This is a genomic window from Pseudomonas sp. HR1, assembly GCF_030175875.1.
GTDB lineage: Bacteria > Pseudomonadota > Gammaproteobacteria > Pseudomonadales > Pseudomonadaceae > Chryseomonas > Chryseomonas oryzihabitans.
This window is the reverse complement of sequence record NZ_JASNRF010000001.1, coordinates 108,255-131,298: the sequence shown is the minus strand read 5'-3', so window position 1 is coordinate 131,298 and position 23,044 is coordinate 108,255. Positions and strand designations below refer to the sequence as shown.

General features: G+C 65.1%; 25 protein-coding genes. 19 read left to right on the top strand and 6 right to left on the bottom strand.

What is annotated here, in order from left to right; translation table 11 throughout:
• The first annotated feature begins 68 nt into the window (after positions 1-68).
• Both QKY98_RS00605 and QKY98_RS00600 read left to right on the top strand, forming a co-directional pair.
• Positions 69-965, top strand: coding sequence for an ABC transporter permease subunit (locus QKY98_RS00605; protein ID WP_044341586.1), 897 nt, complete (start codon positions 69-71; stop codon positions 963-965).
• 128 nt (positions 966-1,093) lie between these two features.
• A complete protein-coding gene (locus QKY98_RS00600) occupies positions 1,094-1,888 on the top strand; it encodes a thymidylate synthase (protein WP_027600165.1) in 795 nt (264 codons plus the stop codon).
• Positions 1,889-1,905: 17 nt separating this feature from the next.
• Here QKY98_RS00600 and QKY98_RS00595 read toward each other — a convergent pair whose 3' ends face one another.
• From QKY98_RS00595 to QKY98_RS00585, 3 genes are all read right to left on the bottom strand, one after another.
• On the bottom strand, positions 1,906-2,400 hold the full coding sequence (locus QKY98_RS00595) for a gluconokinase (RefSeq protein WP_108582514.1): 495 nt from the start codon (positions 2,398-2,400) through the stop codon (positions 1,906-1,908).
• Positions 2,401-2,441: 41 nt separating this feature from the next.
• Positions 2,442-3,305, bottom strand: a complete 864-nt coding sequence (locus QKY98_RS00590; RefSeq protein ID WP_144961733.1) for an EamA family transporter — start codon at positions 3,303-3,305, stop codon at positions 2,442-2,444.
• A gap of 69 nt (positions 3,306-3,374) precedes the next feature.
• On the bottom strand, positions 3,375-3,719 hold the full coding sequence (locus QKY98_RS00585; RefSeq protein WP_284670154.1) for a hypothetical protein: 345 nt from the start codon (positions 3,717-3,719) through the stop codon (positions 3,375-3,377).
• A 227-nt stretch (positions 3,720-3,946) separates the two neighbouring features.
• On the opposite strand from QKY98_RS00585, the gene QKY98_RS00580 reads away from it, so the two are divergent.
• The 7 genes from QKY98_RS00580 (at position 3,947) to bamJ (ending at position 10,291) form a co-directional block, all read left to right on the top strand.
• Positions 3,947-6,391, top strand: a complete 2,445-nt coding sequence (locus QKY98_RS00580; protein ID WP_027600169.1) for a Lon protease family protein — start codon at positions 3,947-3,949, stop codon at positions 6,389-6,391.
• Between the two features lie 161 nt (positions 6,392-6,552).
• The gene (locus tag QKY98_RS00575; RefSeq protein ID WP_007160783.1) at positions 6,553-6,894 is read left to right on the top strand and encodes a PA4575 family protein; all 342 of its coding nucleotides are present in this window, start codon (positions 6,553-6,555) and stop codon (positions 6,892-6,894) included.
• 80 nt (positions 6,895-6,974) lie between these two features.
• Complete coding sequence (locus QKY98_RS00570) at positions 6,975-7,463, top strand: TIGR00645 family protein (RefSeq protein ID WP_017640865.1); 489 nt, start codon at positions 6,975-6,977, stop codon at positions 7,461-7,463.
• Positions 7,464-7,610: 147 nt separating this feature from the next.
• Complete coding sequence (locus tag QKY98_RS00565) at positions 7,611-7,916, top strand: DUF6482 family protein (protein WP_027600864.1); 306 nt, start codon at positions 7,611-7,613, stop codon at positions 7,914-7,916.
• Positions 7,913-9,463, top strand: coding sequence for a cryptochrome/photolyase family protein (locus QKY98_RS00560; RefSeq protein ID WP_284670153.1), 1,551 nt, complete (start codon positions 7,913-7,915; stop codon positions 9,461-9,463). Before QKY98_RS00565 ends, QKY98_RS00560 begins: the two co-directional genes overlap by 4 nt.
• Positions 9,460-9,639 carry a DUF2256 domain-containing protein gene (locus QKY98_RS00555; protein ID WP_284670152.1) on the top strand — a complete coding sequence of 60 codons (180 nt, stop codon included), beginning with the start codon at positions 9,460-9,462 and terminating at the stop codon, positions 9,637-9,639. Before QKY98_RS00560 ends, QKY98_RS00555 begins: the two co-directional genes overlap by 4 nt.
• A gap of 34 nt (positions 9,640-9,673) precedes the next feature.
• The gene (gene bamJ / locus QKY98_RS00550) at positions 9,674-10,291 is read left to right on the top strand and encodes a BamJ family beta-barrel-assembly machinery protein (protein ID WP_017640861.1); all 618 of its coding nucleotides are present in this window, start codon (positions 9,674-9,676) and stop codon (positions 10,289-10,291) included.
• Between the two features lie 2 nt (positions 10,292-10,293).
• On the opposite strand, the gene QKY98_RS00545 is transcribed toward bamJ, so the two are convergent.
• Both QKY98_RS00545 and QKY98_RS00540 read right to left on the bottom strand, forming a co-directional pair.
• A complete protein-coding gene (locus tag QKY98_RS00545) occupies positions 10,294-10,548 on the bottom strand; it encodes a PA4570 family protein (RefSeq protein WP_007160789.1) in 255 nt (84 codons plus the stop codon).
• Positions 10,549-10,683: 135 nt separating this feature from the next.
• Positions 10,684-11,658 carry a polyprenyl synthetase family protein gene (locus QKY98_RS00540; protein WP_027600172.1) on the bottom strand — a complete coding sequence of 325 codons (975 nt, stop codon included), beginning with the start codon at positions 11,656-11,658 and terminating at the stop codon, positions 10,684-10,686.
• A gap of 400 nt (positions 11,659-12,058) precedes the next feature.
• Between QKY98_RS00540 and rplU the strand changes: the two genes are divergently transcribed.
• The 4 genes from rplU to proB all read left to right on the top strand — a co-directional run bounded on the left by rplU (position 12,059) and on the right by proB (position 15,108).
• Complete coding sequence (gene rplU, locus QKY98_RS00535; protein ID WP_007160791.1) at positions 12,059-12,373, top strand: 50S ribosomal protein L21; 315 nt, start codon at positions 12,059-12,061, stop codon at positions 12,371-12,373.
• Between the two features lie 26 nt (positions 12,374-12,399).
• Positions 12,400-12,660: a 50S ribosomal protein L27 gene (gene rpmA, locus QKY98_RS00530; protein ID WP_007160792.1), complete on the top strand. Its 261-nt coding sequence runs from the start codon at positions 12,400-12,402 to the stop codon at positions 12,658-12,660.
• Positions 12,661-12,762: 102 nt separating this feature from the next.
• Positions 12,763-13,974 carry an Obg family GTPase CgtA gene (cgtA, locus tag QKY98_RS00525; RefSeq protein WP_042137070.1) on the top strand — a complete coding sequence of 404 codons (1,212 nt, stop codon included), beginning with the start codon at positions 12,763-12,765 and terminating at the stop codon, positions 13,972-13,974.
• Between the two features lie 15 nt (positions 13,975-13,989).
• Positions 13,990-15,108: a glutamate 5-kinase gene (gene proB, locus QKY98_RS00520; RefSeq protein ID WP_284670151.1), complete on the top strand. Its 1,119-nt coding sequence runs from the start codon at positions 13,990-13,992 to the stop codon at positions 15,106-15,108.
• A 95-nt stretch (positions 15,109-15,203) separates the two neighbouring features.
• Here proB and rpsT read toward each other — a convergent pair whose 3' ends face one another.
• Positions 15,204-15,482 carry a 30S ribosomal protein S20 gene (gene rpsT / locus QKY98_RS00515; protein ID WP_007160795.1) on the bottom strand — a complete coding sequence of 93 codons (279 nt, stop codon included), beginning with the start codon at positions 15,480-15,482 and terminating at the stop codon, positions 15,204-15,206.
• 243 nt (positions 15,483-15,725) lie between these two features.
• Here rpsT and murJ point away from each other — a divergent pair, with 243 nt between their 5' ends.
• The 6 genes from murJ (at position 15,726) to ispH (ending at position 23,044) form a co-directional block, all read left to right on the top strand.
• Complete coding sequence (murJ, locus tag QKY98_RS00510; protein ID WP_027600860.1) at positions 15,726-17,264, top strand: murein biosynthesis integral membrane protein MurJ; 1,539 nt, start codon at positions 15,726-15,728, stop codon at positions 17,262-17,264.
• Positions 17,265-17,343: 79 nt separating this feature from the next.
• Entirely contained in the window at positions 17,344-18,291 is a 948-nt protein-coding gene (gene ribF, locus QKY98_RS00505) for a bifunctional riboflavin kinase/FAD synthetase (protein WP_007160797.1), read from the top strand.
• Between the two features lies 1 nt (position 18,292).
• Positions 18,293-21,130 carry an isoleucine--tRNA ligase gene (ileS, locus tag QKY98_RS00500; RefSeq protein WP_284670150.1) on the top strand — a complete coding sequence of 946 codons (2,838 nt, stop codon included), beginning with the start codon at positions 18,293-18,295 and terminating at the stop codon, positions 21,128-21,130.
• On the top strand, positions 21,123-21,626 hold the full coding sequence (lspA, locus tag QKY98_RS00495; RefSeq protein WP_027600177.1) for a signal peptidase II: 504 nt from the start codon (positions 21,123-21,125) through the stop codon (positions 21,624-21,626). The genes ileS and lspA overlap by 8 nt, the downstream gene beginning before the upstream one ends.
• Positions 21,619-22,065, top strand: coding sequence for an FKBP-type peptidyl-prolyl cis-trans isomerase (locus QKY98_RS00490; RefSeq protein ID WP_007160800.1), 447 nt, complete (start codon positions 21,619-21,621; stop codon positions 22,063-22,065). The genes lspA and QKY98_RS00490 overlap by 8 nt, the downstream gene beginning before the upstream one ends.
• A gap of 34 nt (positions 22,066-22,099) precedes the next feature.
• Positions 22,100-23,044, top strand: coding sequence for a 4-hydroxy-3-methylbut-2-enyl diphosphate reductase (gene ispH / locus QKY98_RS00485; protein ID WP_007160801.1), 945 nt, complete (start codon positions 22,100-22,102; stop codon positions 23,042-23,044).

Here is a 23,044-nt window from a genome sequence, read left to right as displayed (position 1 = left end):
CTGTGCCCATCGTGCTGTTCAACCGGCTCTCCAATCTGGAGCCGAGCCAAGGAACTGGAGGGCAAGCTATGAGAGGCCTCAAGTTCACCAACCTGATGCTGGTGCTCGGACTGCTGTTCATCTACCTGCCGATGGTCATCCTGGTCATCTACTCCTTCAACGAGTCGCGCCTGGTGACCGTCTGGGGTGGTTGGTCGGTGAAGTGGTACGTCGGGCTGCTGGACAACAGCCAGCTGATGAGCGCGGTGTTCCGCTCCCTGGAGATCGCCTTCTACACGGCCATCTCCTCGGTGATCCTCGGAACCCTGGCGGCCTTCGTGCTGACCCGCATCCCGCGCTTCCGCGGCCGCACCGTCTTCGGCGGCATGGTCACGGCGCCGCTGGTGATGCCCGAGGTGATCACCGGTCTGTCATTGCTGCTGCTGTTCGTCTCCATGGCCCAGCTGATCGGCTGGCCGCAGGATCGCGGCGTGACCACCATCTGGATTGCCCACACCAGCTTCTGCTCGTCCTATGTGGCGGTAGTGGTGTCGGCGCGGCTGCGCGAACTGGACCTGTCCATCGAAGAGGCGGCCATGGACCTGGGCGCCCGGCCGTGGAAGGTGTTCCTGCTGATCACCATTCCCATGATCGCGCCGTCGCTGGCGGCGGGCGGCATGATGTCCTTCGCCCTGTCGCTGGACGACCTGGTGCTGGCGAGTTTCGTGTCGGGCCCCGGCTCGACCACCCTGCCGATGGAGGTGTTCTCGGCGGTGCGCCTGGGTGTGAAGCCGGAGATCAACGCCATCGCCAGCCTGATCCTGCTGGCGGTCTCGCTGTTCACCTTCTTCGCCTGGTACTTCACCCGCCGCGCCGAGAAGAAGCGCCTGCAGGGGCTGCAGGAAGCCATGGATGCCACGGCCTCGGAGATCACCCAGCGCGAGCGCGAAACGGCGACCCTCACGGCGCCGCCAGCCAACAGCTGAGGACGGGAAGAAAAGGGCGGCCTCAGGGCCGCTTTTTTATGTCCGATGATCAAGCCTGCGACAAGTGCGACCGCTGCAACGGGGCACGATTTGATACCATTTGCCTTTTGCCAGGTAGCGCTTCCGCCATGAAACAGTACCTCGACCTGATGCGCCACGTGCGCGAACACGGCACCTTCAAGAGCGACCGCACCGGCACCGGGACCTACAGCGTCTTCGGCTACCAGATGAGATTCGACCTGGCCGAGGGCTTTCCCCTGGTCACCACCAAGAAGTGCCATCTGAGATCCATCATCCATGAACTGCTGTGGTTCCTGCAGGGCGAGACCAATATCCGCTACCTGAAGGACAATGGCGTGTCCATCTGGGACGAATGGGCCGACGAGAATGGCGAGCTGGGTCCGGTCTACGGCTACCAGTGGCGCAGCTGGCCGGCACCCGATGGTCGCCATATCGACCAGATCGCCGGGGTGGTGGACATGATCCGCGCCAAGCCCGACTCGCGCCGCCTGATCGTCTCGGCCTGGAATCCGGCCCTGGTGGACGAGATGGCGCTGCCGCCGTGCCATGCGCTCTTCCAGTTCTATGTCGCCGATGGTCGCCTGAGCTGCCAGCTGTATCAGCGCTCCGCCGACATCTTCCTCGGCGTGCCCTTCAACATCGCCAGCTATGCGCTGCTGACCCTGATGGTGGCCCAAGTCACCGGGCTGCAGCCGGGCGAATTCATCTGGACCGGCGGTGATTGCCATCTCTATGCCAATCACCTGGAGCAGACCGATCTGCAGCTGACCCGCGAGCCACTGCCGCTGCCGACCATGAAGCTCAATCCGGCGGTCACCGACCTGTTCGCCTTCCGCTTCGAGGATTTCGAGCTGGAAGGCTACCAGGCCCATCCGCACATCAAGGCGCCCGTCGCGGTCTGAAGCGCTGGCCGCAGCGCTCAGGCGCCGTGGCCAGACGCCAGCACCTCGTCCACCAGCTGCTCCGGCGACTTGCGCACGTCCAGCACCTGGGCTTCCAGGTGATCGGGCGCCTCCAGGGTATCGAGCTGGCTCTGCAGGAGCTTGGGATCGAAGAAGTGTCCGCGGCGACTGCCGATGCGCTCGGCCAGGAGCTCCGGCGAGCCCTTGAGAAACAGCAGGCGGACCCCTTCGAGGCCGCTCAGCAGGCGGTCGCGATAGATCTTTTTCAGCGCCGAGCAGGCGAACACCCGGGTGGTGCCCTCGGCCTGCGCCTGCTGCATGGCATCGTGGATGGCGTCCAGCCAGGGCCAGCGATCCTCGTCGGTGAGGGCGATACCCTTGGCCATCTTGTCCTTGTTGGCCTGGCTGTGAAAGGTGTCGGCATCGTCGAAACGACAGCCAAGCCGGCTGGCCAGGAGTTCGCCCAGGGTGGTCTTGCCACTGCCCGAGACGCCCATTATCAGATAGATCATCGTCGGTACTCCGCGTGAGGATTCGCCTCGCTATAGAGTGCCTAGAGCGGCGTTTGCTCCGGGGTCAGGCGGCTGCTCCAGGTGGCGCCGATGGACGCGACGATGATGCAGGCGAGGGCAAACCACTGGGAGATGCCCAGGATTTCGCCGAGGAACACCCAGCCGGAGAGAGCGCCCAGCGCGGGCTCCAGACTCATCAGGGTGCCGAAGGTGGACGCCGGCAGGCGGGTCAGCACCACCATCTCCAGGGCGTAGGGAATGGCCGTGGACATCAGCGCCAGGGCCAGTGCCAGTGGCCAGATTTCCGGTTGCAAGAGATTGCTGCCGCTGTGGGCGATGCCGATGGGCAGGATCACCAGGGCGCCGATGGTCGCGCCAAAGGCTACCGTGCCGGTGCCGTGCACCGCTCCCGCGCGCTTGCCCAGCACAATGTACAGCGCCCAGCAGGCACCGGCGCCCAGGGCCAGAGCGGTGCCCAGTGGATCCAGCGCCGAGGCGTTGTGGCCGAACGGCAGGAGTACCGCCAGGCCGGCCACCACCAGCACGATCCACAGCAGGTCCAGCCAGCGGCGCAGGGCGCATAGTGCCACCACCAGGGGGCCGACGAATTCCAGGCCGACGGCGATGCCGATCGGGAGCCGCTGCATGGCCAGGTAGATGGTCAGGTTCATCACGCCCATGGCGATGCCATAGCCCAGCAGACTGCCCAGCGCCTCGCGGCGAAAGTTGCGCCAGGGGCGCAGCACGAGCAGCAGGACCAGCGCGGCGAAGATCAATCGCAGGGTGGTGACGCCCACCGGGTCGAGACGCAGGAACAGGGTCTTGGCCAGGCTGGCGCTGGTCTGGATCGAGGTCATGGCGACCAGCAGCAGGGCAACGGCGAACAGCGGCGAACGGACAGACATCGGCAGGGCTCGACAAGCGGGCCCGCCAGCATAGGTCATCCTATCCGCGCCGCAAGGTTGGCTACGACCTCAACGTGTTTTGGAGCGCAGGTGCAGTTGTTCGGCGCCTTCGCGATTTTCCCGGACCTGGTCCAGGAACCGCTGCTGCTCTTCGCGCTGGGCCACCTGCACGCATTGCGCATAGCCCGCGTCCCAGCCCAGCTGATAGGGCTTTTCCGCGGCGAAGCGACGGGCGTCCTTGTGCTCGTAACCTATCCCGTTGACCGCCTGCTTGCCGGTCTGGCAGCCGTCGCTGAAGCCGTCGGCATAGGCCGGCGGATAGCCCTTGGCGATCAACTGGTCGTGATAGCTGGTGCAGGCCGCGAGCGCGGACAGCAGAAACAACAGCGGAATGAAACGACGAGAGCCAGCCATGGGGCCTCCTCACGGGATCCTACGCCTGATCCCCATGTAGAGAGCTTAGTAGGCGTCTGGTGAGAATTTCGTCAAAAAACGCGGGCGCCGGAAAATACCGACAGACGTTGCGCTAACCCCGCGCACCGCTGCGCTTAAATGCGCAGGGGTGCGCCGCTTGCCTTGCTTCGGCTGTCATCCCGGTCGCAGAATGCGGACACTGCTTGCATGCCTGACAAGGACTTACGATGCACGATCCCGTCGCGGCCGGTCTCCGGCTCGCTCCCGATGAGCTGACCCGCCCCTTCGCTCCCGAACAATTCTCCTTTGCCGATACCGATCAGCTCGAACCCTTCCGCGGCATCCTCGGTCAGGAACGCGCGGTGGAAGCCCTGCAGTTCGGGGTGGCCATGCCGCGGCCCGGCTACAACGTCTTTGTCATGGGCGAGCCGGGCACCGGTCGCTTCTCCTTCGTCCAGCGCTATCTCAAGGCCGAGGCCAAGCGCCAACCGACGCCCAACGACTGGGTCTACCTGAATCACTTCGAAGAGCCCCGCGCCCCGGGCGCCCTGGAGTTGCCGCCTGGTGAAGGCGAGGCTTTCGTGGCCGACATGGCGCATTTCATCGACAACCTGCTGGCGACTTTTCCGGCGGTGTTCGAGCACCCGGCCTTCCAGCAGAAGAAGAGCGCCATCGAGCGCGCCTTCAACCAGCGCTACGACCAGGCGCTGGACGTGGTGGAAAAGCTCGCCTTGGAAAAGGAGATCGCCCTCTATCGCGATGCCAACAATGTCGCCTTCACCCCGATGAAGGAGGGCAAGGCGCTGGATGAGGCCGACTTCGCCCAGCTGCCCGAGGCCGAGCGCGAGCGTTTCCACGCCGACATCTCCAGCCTGGAAGAGCGCCTCAACGAAGAGCTGGCCAGCCTGCCGCAGTGGCGGCGCGAATCGAGCAACCAGCTGCGTGCCCTGAATGAAGACACCATCATCCAGGCCCTGCAGCCGCTGCTGGCGCCGCTGTCGGAGAAGTACAACGACAATCCCGGGGTCTGCGCCTACCTGCAGGCCATGCAGGTGGATCTGCTCAAGACGGTGGTCGAGCAGCTGGCCGACGACGCCAAGCCCGACATGCAGCGACGCAAGGAATTGCGCGAGCAGTACGAACCCAATCTGATCATCGGTCACCACGTCACCGGCGGTGCACCGGTGGTGTTCGAGTCCCACCCGACCTACGACAACCTCTTCGGGCGCATCGAGTACCAGTCCGATCAGGGCGCGCTCTACACCAACTATCGCCAGCTGCGCCCGGGGGCGCTGCACCGCGCCAATGGCGGCTTCCTCATCGTCGAGGCGGACAAGCTGCTGACCGAGCCCTTCGTCTGGGACGCGCTCAAGCGCGCCCTGCATTCGCGTCAGCTGAAGATGGAATCGCCACTGGCCGAGCTGGGGCGGCTCACCGCCATGAGCCTGGCGCCGCAGCAGATCCCGCTGCAGCTCAAGGTCATCATCATCGGCTCGCGCAACATCTACTACACCCTGCAGGAGCTGGATTCGGACTTCCAGGAGATGTTCCGGGTGCTGGTGGACTTCGACGAAGAACTGCCGCTGCGCGACGAGAGCCTGGAGCAGTTCGCCCAGCTGCTCAAGACGCGTACCTCGGAGGAGGGCATGGCGCCCCTGACCTCGGCGGCCGTGGCCCGCCTGGCCACCTACAGCGCCCGCCTAGCCGAACACCAGGGGCGGCTGTCGGCGCGTATCGGCGATCTGTTCCAGCTGGTCAGCGAAGCCGACTTCATTCGCCACCTGGCGGGCGACGAGCGGACCGACAAGGGCCATGTCGAGCGCGCGCTCAAGGCCAAGGAGACCCGCACTGGTCGCGTCTGCGCCCGGGTGCTGGACGACATGCTCACCGGGCTGATCCTCATCGACACCCAGGGCGCGGCGGTGGGCAAGTGCAACGGCCTCACCGTACTGGAGGTCGCCGACTCCGCCTTTGGCATGCCGGCGCGCATCTCCGCCACCGTCTACCCGGGCGCCAGCGGCATCCTCGATATCGAGCGCGAAGTCAGCCTGGGTCAGCCGATCCACTCCAAGGGGGTGATGATCCTGACCGGCTACCTGGGCAGTCGCTATGCCCAGGAATTCCCGCTGTCGATCTCGGCCAGCATCGCCCTGGAGCAGTCCTATGGCTATGTCGATGGCGACAGCGCCTCCCTCGGCGAGGCCTGCACCCTGATCTCGGCGCTGTCGCGCACCCCGCTCAAGCAGTGCTTCGCCATCACCGGCTCCATCAACCAGTTCGGCGAGGTGCAGCCGGTCGGGGGCGTGAACGAGAAGATCGAAGGCTTCTTCCGTCTCTGCCAGGCCCGTGGCCTGACCGGCGAGCAGGGGGTGATCATCCCGCGTGCCAACGTCACCAACCTGATGCTCGACGAAACCGTGCTGGAAGCGGTCCGCGCGGGGCTGTTCCATGTCTATGCCGTACGTCAGGCGGACGAGGCCCTGTCGCTGCTGGTGGGCGAGCCCGCCGGGGCGCCGGATGCCAAGGGTCGCTTCCCCGACGGCAGCGTCAATGCGCGCGTGGTGCAGCGTCTCAAGGAAATCGCCGAGCTCGAGCTGGAAGATGAACTGGCCGACAAACTCAGTGATAACTCCAAGGCAAAAGGGAAAAACAACCAAGCGGCGGAGAACTGAGGTCCAGGGGGCAGGTCGGATTTTGTACAAGGTGCCGCAGCCCAAGTAGCACGGCGCCCAGACCCGCTTGCCCCCTGTTGACCAACAGGGTTGTCCACAGCCTTTGTGGATACCTCTGGCCTAGGACCGGCGAGCATTGAGCGCTTCGAGAGGATGACGCCATGTCCCGCACCATTACCCTGATCCGTCCCTGCCTGGGCCTCGTCACCCGTATCGAATGCGAAATCAAGCCGCTCGGTCAGGAGCAGGGCCTGTGGACCCTGTTGTGCGCCGCCGGCCTGAACGGTCAGCAGCCCACCGCCATCAAGGCCCAGGGACCTTTCCATGGTCCCAAGGCGGCCGAAGGCGTCATGACCGCCATCGCCGAGAACCTGGTCGAGCAGGGCTATATCCAGGTCGAAGAGACCCAGATCTGGCGCCTGCACATGCAGAGCGAACTGCGCAAGATGAATGGCGAGCGTGCCCATCAGCAGGTGCGTTTCCAAGTCGGCCCCGACGCCTGAGTCAGGTACAACCTGCCGCATTGGTCCGCCTGCACCGCCCCGGTATACTCGCCCGGCCCTGGTAATCCGAGCGAGTCTGCATGGAACGTCTGATCGAAAAAGCCCTTTACGCCTCCCGCTGGCTGCTGGCACCCATCTATCTAGGTCTGTCCCTGGCCCTGGTCCTGCTGGCGCTCAAGTTCTTTCAGGAAGTCTTCCACGTCCTGCCGCACATCTTCGAATCCACCGAGGCCGAGCTGATCCTCCTGGTGCTGTCGCTGATCGACATGGCGCTGGTGGGTGGCCTGCTGGTGATGGTGATGATTTCCGGCTACGAGAATTTCGTCTCCCAGCTGGATATCGACGAGGGCTCGGAAAAGCTCAGCTGGCTGGGCAAGATGGATTCGGGCTCGCTGAAGAACAAGGTGGCCGCGTCCATCGTCGCCATTTCTTCGATTCACCTCTTGCGCATCTTCATGGATGCCCAGAACACCAATCCCGAGTACCTCAAGTGGTACGTGATCATCCATCTGGTGTTCGTGGTCTCGGCCTTTGCCATGGGCTATCTGGATCGCCTGACCAAGCACTGATGGGCCGGGCGGCCACTCGTCTGCCGCCGGCAGCTTTCGCTTACGCTTTGTGGATTGCACCGCTGCGCTTGCTTGTCCTAGGTTGTCGAAGGCTCCCAGCTGCCTATCGACGCCATCCCCGGCGTCGATCTCGACCCGGAGGTTTCCATGCAATTGCCGGAATTGACCCAGCGCGCCCAGGCCGGTGAGGTTCGTGAACTCAATCTGCTTTCCATCGAGGGCGGTTTCTATGTGCTCGAGGTGCTCACCCAGAGCGGTCGCACGCGCCTGACCGGACGGGATGGGCATTTCTACCGGCTGGGCTCGGCCGCCCAGGCCCGCCGCCTGCTGGCCGATCTGCCGGCACTCCCGTGCTTTCTCATCCAGCACAGTGCCTACGACGAGATGGTCGGCATGGCGCCACGCTCGGCCGAACCCCTGAAGATCCCGCTGAACTACCGGAACGCCTCTTGAGCGAAGGCGCCGTTCGGCGCCTGCTGCCGGTCTTCGGCGATCAGCTTTCGCCTCGCCTGGCCTCCCTGCGCGACGCCGATCCCGCGCAGGACGTGCTGCTGCTCGCCGAAGTGATGGGCGAAGCCAGCTATGTCCCTCATCATCCGCGCAAGATCGCCCTGATCTTCAGCGCCATGCGCCACTTCGCCAGCGAGATGCGCGCGCGCGGCTTCCGGGTTCTCTATCGCACCCTGGACGACCCCGACAACCAGGGCTCGCTGCCGGCCGAGATCGCGTTCTGGGCAAAGACGACGGGCGCGCGTGAGATTCGGCTGACCGAGACCGGCGAGTGGCGACTGGAGCAGGCGCTGCGGGCGCTGGACCTGGCGATACCGGTACGCTGGCATGGCGATGACAGATTCCTCTGCAGTCGCGCCGCCTTTGCCCGCTGGGCCGGGTCGCGCACCGAGCTGCGCATGGAGGCCTTCTACCGCGGCATGCGCAGGCGACACGGCTGGCTGATGGCGGGACCAGACGAGCCTTGCGGTGGCGTCTGGAATCTGGACAAGGACAATCGCAAGGCGCTGCCTGAAGACCAGCCTGTTCCCGAGCCCTTCAGCTGTCCGCCCGATGCCTGTACCCGGGACGTGCTCGAGCTGGTCGGGCAGCGCTTCGCTCATCACTATGGCCGGCTGGAAGGCTTCGACTATCCGGTGACCCGGGCGGATGCCGAGCGCCTCTGGCAGCACTTCCTGGGCACGGGCTTGCGCGACTTCGGCAGCTATCAGGACGCCATGGCCCGTGGCGAGCCCTATCTGCATCACGCCCGGATCAGTGCGGCGCTCAATATCGGGCTGCTGGACCTGCGTCAGCTCTGCGCCGACGTGGATGCCGCCTATCGCGAGGGCAGGGTGCCGCTCAACAGTGCCGAGGGCTTCCTGCGTCAGCTGATCGGCTGGCGAGAGTACGTCCATGGCGTCTATTGGCTGCGCATGCCCGAATACCGTGAGCTCAATGCACTGGGCAATACCCGGGCGCTGCCGGAGTTCTACTGGACCGGCGATACCCGCATGGCCTGTATGCGCGAGGCCATCGGCCAGACCCTGGCGCTGGGCTATGCGCACCATATCCAGCGGCTGATGGTCACCGGCAACTTCACCCTGCTGGCCGGCATCGCGCCCCAGGCCATCGGCCAGTGGTATCTGGCGGTCTACCTGGATGCCTTCGAGTGGGTCGAGCTGCCCAATACCCAGGCCATGGTGATGCATGCCGACGGCGGCTATCTGGCGAGCAAGCCCTATTGCGCCAGCGGCCAGTACATCCGTCGCCAGTCCGACTACTGCAAGGGCTGCCACTATCAGGTCACGGAAGCGCTAGGCGACAGGGCCTGTCCCTTCAATGCCCTCTACTGGCACTTCCTGATCCGCCATCGCGAGCGTTTCGCCCACTATCCGCGCATGCTCAATCTCTATCGCAATCTCGATCGCCAGGCCCCGGAGCGCCAGCAGGCCCTCTGGCAGCGTGGCGAAACCCTGCTGGCGCGTCTCGACGCGGGAGAATCCCTATGAAGAAGGGCGATCTGCCCACCAAGGTCTGTCCGGTCTGCCAGCGGCCCTTCGCCTGGCGCAAGAAATGGGAGCGCAATTGGGACGAGGTGCGCTATTGCTCCGAGCGCTGTCGCCGGCAGCGCGGCAGCGCGGCAGCGCGGCAGCCTCGGCGGCGAGCCGGGACCCTGATGTGCTAGGCTCGGCTCCTTTTTTCACGATGGAAAGGCTGCTATGAACGACATCCTGCTCGACACCGACGAAGCCCGCGTCAGCTACGGCATCGGCCGCCAGCTGGGCGATCAGCTGCGCCAGAATCCGGTCCCCGGCATGCAACTGGCGGCCGTGCTCGCCGGCCTGACCGAGGCCTTCGACGGCCAGGATTCCCGGGTGGACGTCGAGTCGCTGAACGCCAGCTTCCGCGTCATCCGCGAGCGCATGCAGGCGGAAGCCCAGGCCAAGGCTGCTGCGGCGGCCCAGGAAGGCGTCGACTACCTCAAGGCCAATGCCGAGCGCCCTGGCGTCGTGGTGCTGCCGTCCGGTCTGCAATACGAGGTGCTCACCCAGGGGGAGGGCGCCACGCCGACCCGTGAAGACCAGGTGCGCACCCACTACCACGGCACCCTCATCGACGGCAGCGTGTTCGACAGCTCCTACCAGCGCGGCCAGCCGGCCGAGTTTCCGGTGGGCGGCGTGATCGCCGGCTGGACCGAAGCCCTGCAACTGATGCCTGCCGGCAGCAAGTGGCGCTTGCATGTGCCCAGCGAACTGGCCTATGGCGCCCAGGGCGTCGGCGGCATCCCGCCGCACAGCGTGCTGGTGTTCGACGTCGAGCTGCTCGACGTCCTCTGAGGCTAGCAGTCCAGGCGCAGCGCCTCGTTGTCCGGGCGCAGCGCCAGGGCGTAGCTGAACAGGAAGACCTGGCGGATCTGCTCCTTCACCACCCGCGGCTCGCTGGAGGTGAGGCTGTGCAGATCCAGCTCGCCCAGGTCCTTGAGTTCTTCCAGGGCCGTCTCGTCCAGCTCCGCGCAGACCTTGCCGGTTTCCCGGTTGAGGATGCGCAGATAGGGGTGCGGCCGGTCCAGCCAGGCGTCGATTAGATAAGTCATGGCAAGGGCTCCTGCTGTGCTATTTATGAGAATAATTCTTATTCAATAAATAGCAAGGGATTACCTGACTTTTTTGGTCGGACATGAAAAAGCCCGCGGTCTGGCGACGGCGGGCTTGATCGAACGGTGCAGGCGTCAGTGGGTACGGGCCACCGAGAAGCGACCCAGGTCGGCCAGGGCATCGCGATATTCGCTGGCGGGCAGGGCGTCCAGGCAGGCGATCGCCCGCTCGGCGAATTCCTGGGCCTTGCGTGCGGTGTAGTCGAGGGCGCCAGCGGCTTCGACGGCGGCGCGCACGCCTTCCAGGTCCTGGCTGCCGCCCTGGCGGATCGCCTGGCGTACCAGGGCGGCCTGTTCGGCAGTGCCTTCGCGCATGGTCACGATCAGCGGCAGGGTCGGCTTGCCCTCGGCCAGATCGTCACCGACGTTCTTGCCCAACGCGACGGCGTCGCCCTGGTAGTCGAGCAGGTCGTCGACCAGCTGGAAGGCCACGCCCAGATGATCGCCATAGCGGCGCAGGGCGTCGGCCTGTTCGGCGCTGGCGCCGGCCAGGATCGCCGCGCTGTGGGTGGAGGCTTCGAAGAGCATGGCGGTCTTGCCGCGGATGACTTCCATGTAGATCTCTTCGGTGGTGCTGGCGTCGCGGATCTTCGACAGCTGAAGCACCTCGCCCTCGGCGATGACGCGGGTGGCCTGGGAGATGATGCGCATCACTTCCATGGAGCCGAGCGCCACCATCATCTCGAAGGAGCGGGCATAGAGGAAATCGCCCACCAGGACGCTGGGGGCGTTGCCCCAGAGGGCGTTGGCGGTGGAGCGACCACGGCGCATTCCCGAGGCATCGACGACATCGTCGTGCAGCAGGGTGGAGGTGTGCAGGAATTCGATGGTCGCCGCCAGCAGTTGCAGATCGTGATCGGCGCGCCCGAGCGCCTTGCCGGCCAGCAGGACCAGCAGCGGACGCAGGCGCTTGCCACCCGCGGAGACGATGTAGTCGCCAATCTTCTCGACCAGCGGCACGCGCGAGGTCAGCTGCTGGCGGATGATGCCGTCTACGGCGGCGAAATCGTCCGTCACCACGCGATAGAAGGACTGGGATTGCTGCGTCATTGAGAGGTGTCCACTGGAGGTCCGGGCAATATTCAAGCGGCCGGATGGCGCATGACCGCCAGACTATGCCCTAGGGACCGGCACAAGTGCCATGCCCAGGGATTGCCATCGCGCTCCCGCGGCTCGCCGCTCATGCCGATTCGGCTGGGCACCGGCCCGGCATGGCCGCTGAACGAGGTTGCGCGGCATGCTAGGGGTGGGGTGGGGGGCTGTCAAGGCGCGGGCGGGCGGCTCTTGCCTCCCGGCCCCGGCTTGCGTAGAATCGCGGGCCCTGAACATTCCTAGGGTTAACCCCCTGTCTTACGCAATTGCGCGGTGGTCCTTCCGGTCCCGTGCAGCCATGCCGGTCGACGATACCTCCTATAAAGCACCGGGTGAGCAGGTTTAACGGAGATTTACCATGTCCTACGCAGTTATCGTTACCGGTGGCAAGCAATACAAGGTCGCCGAAGGCGAATACCTGAAGGTCGAGAAGCTCGACATCGCCACCGGTGAAACCGTCACCTTCGACCAGGTTCTGCTGGTTGGCAACGGTGACGACGTCAAGATCGGTCTGCCGGTCGTTGATGGTGCCAAAGTGACCGCCGAAGTGACCGCCCAGGGCCGTCACGACAAGGTCACCATCATCAAATTCCGTCGTCGTAAGCATCACATGAAGCGTCAGGGCCACCGTCAGTGGTTCACCGAAATCAAGATCACTGGCATCCAGGCCTGATCTCGCCTCTAACGGAGAATTGACTCATGGCACACAAAAAAGCGGGTGGTTCTACTCGTAACGGTCGCGATTCCGAAAGCAAACGCCTTGGCGTGAAGCTGTACGGCGGCCAGGTCGTCAAGGCCGGCAACATCATCGTGCGTCAGCGCGGCACCCAGTACCATGCCGGTTACGGCGTGGGCCTCGGCAAGGATCACACCCTGTTCGCGAAAGTGGACGGCGTGATCAAGTTCGACGTGAAGGGCGCCTTCGGCCGTCGTTACGTGAGCATCGTCGCCGCCGCCTAAGGCCCGTGACGAAAGAAAAGCCCTGTCTACCCGACGGGGCTTTTTCGTTTGTAGCTAAGCTATTTCCTTGTTTGCAGCGGCCCGCGAGCGCGGGAGGTCCAGATGAAATTCGTCGATGAAGTATCCATACACGTAAAAGCGGGTGACGGCGGCAACGGCATGATGAGTTTCCGCCGGGAGAAATTCATCGAGAAGGGTGGTCCCAATGGCGGTGACGGCGGCGATGGCGGGTCGATCTGGCTCGAAGCCGACATCAACCTGAACACCCTGGTCGATTACCGTTACACCCGACGTTTCACCGCGCAGAACGGTGAGAAGGGCGGGAGCACCGAGTGCACCGGCGCCAAGGGTGAAGACCTGGTGCTGCCGGTCCCCGTGGGCACCACGGTGATCGATGCGGCGACCCAGGAGATCATCGGTGACCTGACCCAGCCCGGTCAGCGCATCCGCGTCGTCCAGGGCGGCTGGCACGGCCTGGGCAACACCCGGTTCAAGTCCAGTACCAACCGCGCACCGCGGCAGACCACCCCGGGCAAACCCGGCGAAGAGCGCGATCTCAAGCTGGAGCTCAAGGTGCTGGCGGACATCGGTCTGCTCGGCCTGCCCAATGCCGGCAAGAGCACCTTCATCCGCGCGGTCTCGGCTGCCAAGCCCAAGGTCGCGGACTATCCCTTCACCACCTTGGTGCCCAACCTGGGCGTGGTCAGCGTGGGGCGCTTCAAGAGCTTCGTGGTCGCCGACATCCCGGGGCTGATCGAAGGAGCGTCCGAAGGCGCCGGCCTGGGAATCCGCTTCCTCAAGCACCTGGCGCGGACCCGCTTGCTGCTGCACCTCGTCGACATGGCGCCCCTGGATGAAAGCGATCCGGCCGAGGCTGCCGAGACCATCATCAACGAGCTGACCAAGTTCAGCCCGGCGCTGGGCGAGCGTGACCGCTGGCTGGTGCTGAACAAGGCCGACCAGTTGCTCGATGACGAGCGCGAAGAGCGCCTCAAGGCGGTGGTCGAGCGTCTGGACTGGCAGGGTCCGGTCTTCGTCATCTCCGCCCTGGAGCGGGAAGGCACCGAGCAGCTCTGTCAGGCCATCATGCAGTATCTCGACGAGCGGACCCTGCGTCTCGCCGAGGACCCGGCCTATGCCGAGGCGCTGGAAGAACTCGATCAGCGCATCGAGGACGAGGCGCGGGCGCGTCTGCAGGCGCTGGACGACCAGCGGGCCCTGCGCCGTTCGGGCGTCAAGGCGGTGGACGAAGACGACGACTTCGATGATGACGAAGACGACGGCGACGGTCCGGAAATCTTCTACGTACGGTAAGAAAGGAGCTTGCCCATGCGTGATCAGGTGTCTGGCGCCCAGCGCTGGGTAGTGAAGATCGGTAGTGCCCTGCTGACCGACGACGGGCGTTGTCTGGATGGCGGGGCCATGGCTGGCTGGGTCGAGCAGATGGTGGCCCTGCACCAGGCGGGCATCGAGCTGGTGCTGGTGTCCTCGGGTGCGGTGGCGGCCGGTATGAGTCGGCTCGGCTGGGCGCAGCGTCCGACCGCCATCAACGAGTTGCAGGCGGCCGCGGCGGTAGGGCAGATGGGGCTGGTGCAGGCCTGGGAATCCAGTTTCGCCGAGCATCAGGTGCAGACCGCGCAGATCCTGCTCACCCATGACGACCTGTCCGATCGCAAGCGCTACCTCAATGCCCGCAGCACCCTGCGCACCCTGGTGAGCCTGGGTGTGGTGCCGGTGATCAACGAGAACGATACCGTCGTCACCGACGAGATCCGCTTCGGCGACAACGACACCCTGGCTGCCCTTGTGGCCAACCTGGTCGAAGCCGATCTGCTGGTCATCCTCACCGATCGCGATGGCATGTTCGATGCCGATCCGCGCAACAATCCCGACGCCAGTCTCATCAGCGAGGCGCGCGCCGACGATCCGGCCCTGGATCTGGTCGCCGGCGGTACCGGCGGTGTCCTGGGGCGTGGCGGCATGCAGACCAAGCTGCGTGCTGCGCGTCTGGCGGCGCGCTCCGGCGCCTATACCGTCATCGTCGGCGGGCGGATCCAGCAGGTGCTCAGTCGCCTGCAGCGGGGCGAACAGCTGGGTACCCTGCTGTCACCCGAGCGTGGCCTGGTGGCGGCGCGCAAGCAGTGGCTGGCGGGGCATCTGCAGGTGCGTGGCACCCTGCGCCTGGATGCCGGTGCGGTGGAGGCCCTGGTGGGCGGTCATCGCAGTCTGCTGCCGGTGGGCGTGCGAGCGCTGGAAGGCAACTTCCGGCGCGGCGAGATGGTTGCCTGCGTCGGTCCGGACGGGCGCGAGGTGGCGCGTGGCCTGGTCAACTACAGTGCGACCGAGGCGCAGCGCATCCTGGGGCGGCCTTCGGATGCCATCGTGGTTGAGCTGGGCTATGTCTACGAGCCCGAGCTGATTCACCGGGACAACCTCGTCCTGGTCTGACGATCGTCGATCCTGGCGCCTCTCCGGAGGCGTTGGATTCCCGAATCCCAGGCAATAAAAAACCGGCCGAAGCCGGTTTTTTACTTGAACGCTTATCAGGCAGCGGCGGGGGTAGCCAGGGCCTTGATGTGAGCGTTCAGGCGGCTCTTGTGACGAGCGGCCTTGTTCTTGTCGATGATGCCCTTGTCGGCCATGCGGTCGATGACCGGAACGGCAGCAACATAAGCGGACTTGGCTTTTTCCAGGTCCTTGGCTTCGATCGCCTTGACGACGTTCTTGATGTAGGTACGCACCATGGAGCGCAGGCTCGCATTGTGGCTGCGACGCTTCTCAGCCTGTTTGGCGCGTTTTTTGGCGGAGGGGGAGTTAGCCACCGTGGAGCTCCTTCGAAAAAGACTGTATTGGGTACAGAGCGAACTCTGTAGCAAGTACAGAGCTAAATTAAGGTCGCGAATCTTGACGTCCCTGGCGGCGCCTGTCAAGGCTGTCTGGATGGATATCCGGCTGGTCGCCGATGAAGGGCCTCGTTACACTCGATCGCTTGTGCCCATCGCGCGACTGCGCTCACGCGCATCCTCTGTCACGTCCCGCTGCGTTCACCGAGTCCTCTCCCTGCCATGAATCTGCTCAAGTCCCTGGCCGCCGTCAGCTCCATGACCATGCTGTCCCGCGTGCTGGGTTTCGTGCGCGACACCATCGTCGCCCGCACCTTTGGCGCCGGCATGGCCACCGACGCCTTTTTCGTCGCCTTCAAGCTGCCCAACCTGCTGCGCCGCATCTTCGCCGAAGGGGCTTTTTCCCAGGCGTTCGTCCCCATCCTCGCCGAGTACAAGGCCCAGCAGGGCGAGGAGGCCACCCGCACCTTTCTGGCCTACGTCAGTGGCCTGCTGACCCTGGTGCTGGCGGTGGTCACGCTGCTGGGCATGCTGGCTGCTCCCCTGGTGATCTGGATCACCGCGCCAGGTTTCGCCGATACCCCGGAGAAATTCGCCCTCACCTCCAGCCTGCTGCGGGTGACCTTTCCCTACATCCTGCTGATCTCCCTGGCGTCCCTGGCCGGGGCCGTGCTCAACACCTGGAACAGGTTCAGCGTGCCGGCCTTCGTGCCGACCCTGCTCAACGTCAGCATGATCGTCTTCGCGCTGTTCCTGACCCCCTATTTCGATCCGCCGATCATGGCCATGGCCTGGGCGACCCTGGTGGGTGGCCTGGCGCAGTTCCTCTATCAGCTGCCGCATCTCAAGCGCATCGGCATGCTGGTGCTGCCGCGACTGAATCTGCGTGACAGCGGCGTCTGGCGGGTCATGAAGCAGATGGGGCCGGCGATCCTCGGGGTCTCGGTCAGCCAGATTTCGCTGATCATCAACACCATCTTCGCCTCCTTCCTGGCGGCCGGCTCGGTGTCCTGGATGTACTACGCCGATCGCCTGATGGAGCTGCCCTCGGGGGTGCTCGGCGTGGCGCTGGGGACCATCCTGCTGCCGGCGCTGTCGCGCACCTACGCCAAGGCCGATCGCCAGGAATACTCCCGGCTGCTCGACTGGGGCCTGCGACTGTGCTTCCTGCTGGTGCTGCCTTGCTCGGCGGCCTTGGCGCTGCTGTCCGAGCCTCTGACCGTCTCGCTGTTCCAGTACGGCCGTTTCGATGCCCATGACGCCCTGATGACCCAGCGGGCACTGGTCGCCTATGCCGTGGGGCTGCTCGGCATCATCCTGGTCAAGGTGCTGGCGCCGGGCTTCTATGCCCAGCAGAACATCAAGACCCCGGTGAAGATCGCGCTCTTCACCCTGGCGGTGACCCAGGTGCTCAACCTGATCCTGATCGGTCCGCTGCAGCATGTCGGCCTGGCCCTGGCCATAGGCCTGGCGGCCTGTCTCAACGCCGGCCTTTTATTCTGGCAACTGCGCCGCCATAACCTGTTCATCCCCCAGGCAGGCTGGACAGGCTTCCTGCTGCGACTGCTGATCGCGGTGGCGGTGATGACCGCCGTCCTGGTCGGCCTGATGCAGCTGTTGCCCAGCTGGAGCGAAGGACTGATGTGGCAGCGCCTCTTGCGTCTGGGCGGGCTGGTCGCGGCGGGGGTGCTGGCCTATTTCGCCAGTCTCTTCCTGCTCGGCTTCCGCGTGCGCGACTTCAATCGGCGCGCGGTGCTGTGATTGCACAAGGCCGGGTGTGCGCCTGTCCTCGCGGCGGGCATCCGGATATAATCGATTAATTTCTGAGCAATACCTACCCATGCAGCTGTTTCGTGGTCTCCATCATCTCGACGCCTTTCCCAAGGGCTGCGTTGCCACCATTGGCAACTTCGACGGGGTTCACCTGGGGCACCAGGCCATCCTCGCGCGGCTGCGTGAGCGGGCGGCGGAGCTCGGGGTGCCCAGTTGCGTGGTGATCTTCGAACCTCAGCCGCGGGAATTCTTCCTGCCCGATATCGCGCCGGTGCGTCTGACCCGCCTGCGCGAGAAGCTGGAATGCTTCGCGCGCCTGGGCGTCGACAACGTGCTCTGCCTGAACTTCAATCGGCGGCTGCGCGAGTTGTCTGCCGAGGCCTTCGTCCAGCAGGTGCTGGTGGAAGGCCTGGGGGTGAAACACCTGGAGATCGGTGACGATTTCCGCTTCGGCTGCGACCGCGCCGGCGACTTCACCTACCTGAACCTGGCTGCCCGCGACCACGGCTTCACCCTGGAAGCCGCCACCACCGTCGAGCTGGACGGCCTGCGGGTGAGCAGTACCCTGATCCGCCAGGCCCTGGCCGACGGCGATCTGGCCCTGGCCGCGCGCATGCTGGGCCGGCCCTACAGCCTCTCGGGACGGGTCTTGCACGGCCAGAAGCTGGCGCGTCAGCTGGGCTGGCCCACGGCCAACGTCCAGCTCAAGCGGCGTCGACCGCCGCTGCGCGGCGTCTATCTGGTCAGCAGCCTGATCGATGGGCGGGTGGTGCCGGGCGTGGCCAATATCGGCCAGCGGCCGACGGTGCAGGGCGATGGTCGTCCGCACCTGGAGATCCATCTGCTGGACTTTGCCGGCGACCTCTATGGCCGCCACCTCAGCGTGACCTTCGTGCAGAAGGTCCGCGACGAACAGAAATTCGCCTCTCTGGAGGCCCTCAAGGCGGCGATCGAAGCGGACGTCGCCACGGCCCGCGCCTACTGGCAGGGGCAACCGTCAACGAGCCTGGACTGACATGACCGATTACAAAGCGACGCTCAACCTGCCGGAAACGGCATTCCCGATGAAAGCCGGCCTGCCGCAGCGCGAGCCGGAAGCGCTCAAGCGCTGGCAGGACATCGACCTGTACGGGAAGCTGCGCGCCATCGGCAAGGGCCGTCCGACCTTCATCCTGCATGACGGTCCGCCCTATGCCAACGGCAGCATCCACATCGGTCATGCGCTGAACAAGATCCTCAAGGACATCATCACCCGGTCCAAGACCCTGGCCGGCTTCGATGCCCCCTATGTGCCGGGCTGGGACTGCCATGGCCTGCCCATCGAGCACAAGGTGGAGACCACCTTCGGCAAGAATCAGCCGGCGGACCTGACCCGCGAGCGCTGCCGCGCCTATGCCAGCGAGCAGATCGAAGAGCAGAAGGCCGGCTTCGTCCGCCTGGGCGTGCTGGGTGACTGGAGCAACCCCTACCTGACCATGAACTTCGCCAACGAGGCCGGCGAGATCCGCGCCCTGGGCGAACTGGTCAAGAAGGGCTTCGTCTTCAAGGGCCTCAAGCCGGTCAACTTCTGCTTCGACTGCGGCTCGGCCCTGGCCGAGGCCGAGGTGGAGTACCAGGACAAGCGTTCCGACGCCATCGACGTGGCCTTCCCGGTCGCCGATGCCGACAAGCTGGCAGCCGCCTTCGGCCTCGAAGCGCTGGCCAAGCCCACCGCCATCGTCATCTGGACTACCACCCCCTGGACCATCCCGGCCAACCAGGCGCTCAACGTGCATCCCGAGTTCGCCTATGCGCTGGTGGACGTCGGTGATCGCCTGCTGCTGCTGGCCGAAGAGCTGGTGGAAAGCTGCCTGGCGCGCTACGGCCTGCAGGGCGAGGTGATCGCCACTGCCCCGGGAACCGCCCTGGAGCTGATCAATTTCCGTCATCCGCTGTACGAGCGCCTGTCGCCCATCTACCTGGCCGAATACGTCGAGCTGGGCGCCGGTACGGGTATCGTGCACTGCTCGCCTGCCTACGGTGAGGACGACTTCCGTATCTGCAAGCAGTACGGCCTGAGCAACGACGACATCCTCAATCCGGTGCAGAGCAACGGCGTCTATGCCGAGTCGCTGCCGCTGTTTGGCGGCCAGTTCATCTGGAAGGCCAACCCGGTCATCGTCGGCGCCCTGGGAGAGGCGGGCGCCCTGCTCAAGCACGAGGCGATCAACCACAGCTACATGCACTGCTGGCGCCACAAGACCCCGCTGATCTATCGCGCCACCGCCCAGTGGTTCGTCGGCATGGACAAGCAGCCCAACGAGGGCGCCACCCTGCGCGAGCGTTCCCTGGCGGCCATCGAGCAGACCCATTTCGTCCCGGCCTGGGGCCAGGCGCGGCTGCACGGCATGATCGCCGGCCGGCCCGACTGGTGCATCTCGCGCCAGCGCAACTGGGGCGTACCGATTCCCTTCTTCACCCACAAGGAAAGCGGCGAGCTGCATCCGCGTACCGTCGAGCTGATGGAAGCCGTCGCCCAGCGCGTCGAGCGCGAGGGCATCGAAGCCTGGTTCAAGCTCGATCCCGCTGAACTGCTCGGCGAAGAAGAAGCCGGTCAGTACGACAAGAGTCGCGACACCCTCGACGTCTGGTTCGATTCAGGCACCACCCACTGGCACGTGCTGCGCGGCTCCCATGCCGAGCTGGCCCATGACCAGGGCCCGGCGGCCGATCTCTACCTGGAAGGCTCCGACCAGCACCGTGGCTGGTTCCACTCCTCGCTGCTGACCGGTTGCGCCATCGACGGCCATGCGCCCTACAAGCAACTGCTGACCCACGGCTTCACCGTGGACGAGCAGGGCCGCAAGCAATCCAAGTCGCTGGGCAACGTGGTCGCCCCACAAAAGGTCATCGACAGCCTGGGCGCCGACATCCTGCGCCTCTGGGTCGCCTCCACCGACTACACCGGCGAGATGGCGGTTTCCGACCAGATCCTGCAGCGCAGCGCCGACTCCTATCGCCGCATCCGCAATACCGCGCGCTTCCTGCTCTCCAACCTCTCCGGCTTCGATCCGGCGGTCAACCGGGTCGCTCCCGAGGACATGATCGATCTGGATCGCTGGGCCGTGGATCGCGCCCTGCTGCTGCAGCAGGAAATCGAGCAGGCCTACGCCGAGTACCGCTTTCTCAACGTCTACCAGAAGGTGCACAACTTCTGCGTGCAGGAGCTGGGCGGCTTCTACCTCGACATCATCAAGGACCGCCAGTACACCACCGGCGCCGACAGCCTGCCGCGGCGTTCCTGCCAGACCGCGCTGTATCTGATCGCCGAGGCCCTGGTGCGCTGGATCGCGCCCATCCTGTCCTTTACCGCCGACGAGATCTGGCAGTACCTGCCGGGCGAGCGGGAAGAGTCGGTGATGCTGACCACCTGGTACGACGGCCTCTTCGCCCTGCCCGAGGGCGCGACCCTGGATCGTGCCTACTGGGATCAGGTGATGGCGGTCAAGGCCGCGGTCAACAAGGAGCTGGAGAACCAGCGCGCCGCCAAGACCCTGGGTGGCAGCCTGCAGGCGGAGATCACCCTCTACGCCGACAGCGCCCTGCAGACCGTGCTGGAAGCCCTGGGCAACGAACTCAGATTCGTGCTGATCTCGTCCCAGGCCGCTGTCCAGCCGCTGGAAAAGGCTCCGGAAGGCGCCGTGGCCAGCGAACTGAGCGGTCTCAAGCTGGTGGTCCGCAAGTCCGAGGCACCCAAGTGCGCCCGCTGCTGGCACCACAGCCACAGCGTCGGCCAGGATGCCGCGCATCCGGAGATCTGCGAGCGCTGCGTGACCAACGTCTACGGTGCCGGCGAGGTGCGCGAGCATGCGTGACGCCTCGCGTTTCGGTGCCTTGCCCTGGTTGGCCCTGAGTGTGCTGGTGATCTTGCTGGATCAGCTGACCAAGCTCTACTTCCAGGCCAACCTGTCGCTCTACCAGAAGGTGCCGGTGATTCCGGACATCCTCAGCTGGACCCTGGCCTACAACCCGGGCGCCGCCTTCAGCTTCCTGGCCGATCACTCCGGTTGGCAGCGTTGGTTCTTCGCCGGCATCGCCGCCGTAGTGAGCGTGGTCCTGGTGGTCTGGCTCAAGCGCCTGCGCAACGACACCTGGACCGCCATCGCCCTGGCCCTGATCCTCGGTGGTGCGCTGGGCAATCTCTATGACCGCCTGGTCCTGGGCCACGTCATCGACTTCATCCTGGTGCACTGGCGCCAGGAGTGGTACTACCCGGCCTTCAACCTGGCCGACAGCGCCATCACCGTCGGTGCCGTGATGCTGGCCCTGGACATGTTCCGCAAGAAGAAGCCCGAGGAAGCCCATGGCTGAGATCACCATCGGCCCGGATACCCGGGTCACCCTGCACTTCGCCATCAAGCTGCAGAATGGCGACGTGGTGGACAGTACCTTCGACAAGGCGCCGGCCACCTTCACCGTCGGCGACGGCAATCTCCTGCCCGGTTTCGAGCAGGCGCTGTTCGGCCTGGAGGCCGGTACCAAGACCAGCCTGACCATTCCGCCGGAGCGCGGCTTCGGCCAGCCCAACGATGGCAATCTGCAGACCATGGCGCGGGACGACTTCAGTGACATGGAGCTGTCGCCCGGCCTGCTGATCATCTTCAGCGACGCCGCCGGTGGCGAGATGCCTGGCGTGGTCAAGAGCTACGACGACGAGCAGGTGATCATCGACTTCAACCACCCGCTGGCCGGCCGTGTGCTGACCTTCGACGTGGAAATCCTGGCCATCGAGCCTGCCGTCTCCCATTGATCCAACGCCGCCCGTGAAGCGGGCAGAGGAGCCTATGCAGATCAAGCTCGCCAATCCCCGCGGCTTCTGCGCCGGCGTGGACCGCGCCATCGACATCGTCGACCGGGCGCTGGACGTTTTCGGTCCGCCCATCTATGTGCGTCACGAAGTGGTGCACAACAAGTTCGTGGTCGACAACCTGCGCGCCCGTGGCGCCGTCTTCGTCGAAGACGTGGCCGATGTACCGGACGACGTCATCCTCATCTTCAGCGCCCACGGCGTCTCCCAGGCCGTGCGCCGCGAGGCCGCCGAGCGTGGCCTCAAGGTGTTCGACGCCACCTGTCCGCTGGTGACCAAGGTGCACATGGAAGTCGCACGCTACAGTCGTGACGGCCAGGAATGCATCCTCATCGGCCATGCCGGGCACCCGGAGGTGGAGGGCACCATGGGCCAGTACGATGATCGTGCCGGCGGTGCCATCTACCTGGTGGAAGACGAGGAAGACGTGGAAAAGCTCGAGGTGCGCAACCCCGAAGCCCTGTTCTACGTCTCCCAGACCACCCTGTCGATGGATGACACCCGCAAGGTGATCGATGCTCTGCGCGCCAAGTTTCCCCGCATCAATGGCCCGCGCAAGAACGACATCTGCTACGCCACCACCAACCGCCAGGACGCCGTGAAGACCCTGGCGCTGGAAAGCGACGTGGTGCTGGTGGTGGGCAGCCCCAGCAGTTCCAACTCCAACCGCCTGCGCGAACTCGCCGAACGCCTGGGCACCCCGGCCTATCTCATCGACGGCGCCGAAGACCTGCAGCAGAGCTGGTTCGAAGGCGTCCAACGCATCGGCGTAACCGCCGGCGCCTCGGCCCCCGAGGTCCTGGTACGCGGCGTCATCGACCAGCTGCAGAGCTGGGGCGCCACCGATGAAGTCGAGCTGGAAGGCGAGCCGGAACACATCACCTTCACCCTGCCGCGAGAGCTTAGGGTAAAGGCGGTATAG

Coding starts and splice junctions, on each gene's coding strand:
- QKY98_RS00605 (WP_044341586.1), top strand. CDS start 69: ATGAGAGGCCTCAAGTTCACCAACCTGATGCTGGTGCTCGGACTGCTG.
- QKY98_RS00600 (WP_027600165.1), top strand. CDS start 1,094: ATGAAACAGTACCTCGACCTGATGCGCCACGTGCGCGAACACGGCACC.
- QKY98_RS00595 (WP_108582514.1), bottom strand. CDS start 2,400: ATGATCTATCTGATAATGGGCGTCTCGGGCAGTGGCAAGACCACCCTG.
- QKY98_RS00590 (WP_144961733.1), bottom strand. CDS start 3,305: ATGTCTGTCCGTTCGCCGCTGTTCGCCGTTGCCCTGCTGCTGGTCGCC.
- QKY98_RS00585 (WP_284670154.1), bottom strand. CDS start 3,719: ATGGCTGGCTCTCGTCGTTTCATTCCGCTGTTGTTTCTGCTGTCCGCG.
- QKY98_RS00580 (WP_027600169.1), top strand. CDS start 3,947: ATGCACGATCCCGTCGCGGCCGGTCTCCGGCTCGCTCCCGATGAGCTG.
- QKY98_RS00575 (WP_007160783.1), top strand. CDS start 6,553: ATGTCCCGCACCATTACCCTGATCCGTCCCTGCCTGGGCCTCGTCACC.
- QKY98_RS00570 (WP_017640865.1), top strand. CDS start 6,975: ATGGAACGTCTGATCGAAAAAGCCCTTTACGCCTCCCGCTGGCTGCTG.
- QKY98_RS00565 (WP_027600864.1), top strand. CDS start 7,611: ATGCAATTGCCGGAATTGACCCAGCGCGCCCAGGCCGGTGAGGTTCGT.
- QKY98_RS00555 (WP_284670152.1), top strand. CDS start 9,460: ATGAAGAAGGGCGATCTGCCCACCAAGGTCTGTCCGGTCTGCCAGCGG.
- bamJ (WP_017640861.1), top strand. CDS start 9,674: ATGAACGACATCCTGCTCGACACCGACGAAGCCCGCGTCAGCTACGGC.
- QKY98_RS00545 (WP_007160789.1), bottom strand. CDS start 10,548: ATGACTTATCTAATCGACGCCTGGCTGGACCGGCCGCACCCCTATCTG.
- QKY98_RS00540 (WP_027600172.1), bottom strand. CDS start 11,658: ATGACGCAGCAATCCCAGTCCTTCTATCGCGTGGTGACGGACGATTTC.
- rplU (WP_007160791.1), top strand. CDS start 12,059: ATGTCCTACGCAGTTATCGTTACCGGTGGCAAGCAATACAAGGTCGCC.
- rpmA (WP_007160792.1), top strand. CDS start 12,400: ATGGCACACAAAAAAGCGGGTGGTTCTACTCGTAACGGTCGCGATTCC.
- cgtA (WP_042137070.1), top strand. CDS start 12,763: ATGAAATTCGTCGATGAAGTATCCATACACGTAAAAGCGGGTGACGGC.
- proB (WP_284670151.1), top strand. CDS start 13,990: ATGCGTGATCAGGTGTCTGGCGCCCAGCGCTGGGTAGTGAAGATCGGT.
- murJ (WP_027600860.1), top strand. CDS start 15,726: ATGAATCTGCTCAAGTCCCTGGCCGCCGTCAGCTCCATGACCATGCTG.
- ribF (WP_007160797.1), top strand. CDS start 17,344: ATGCAGCTGTTTCGTGGTCTCCATCATCTCGACGCCTTTCCCAAGGGC.
- ileS (WP_284670150.1), top strand. CDS start 18,293: ATGACCGATTACAAAGCGACGCTCAACCTGCCGGAAACGGCATTCCCG.
- lspA (WP_027600177.1), top strand. CDS start 21,123: ATGCGTGACGCCTCGCGTTTCGGTGCCTTGCCCTGGTTGGCCCTGAGT.
- QKY98_RS00490 (WP_007160800.1), top strand. CDS start 21,619: ATGGCTGAGATCACCATCGGCCCGGATACCCGGGTCACCCTGCACTTC.
- ispH (WP_007160801.1), top strand. CDS start 22,100: ATGCAGATCAAGCTCGCCAATCCCCGCGGCTTCTGCGCCGGCGTGGAC.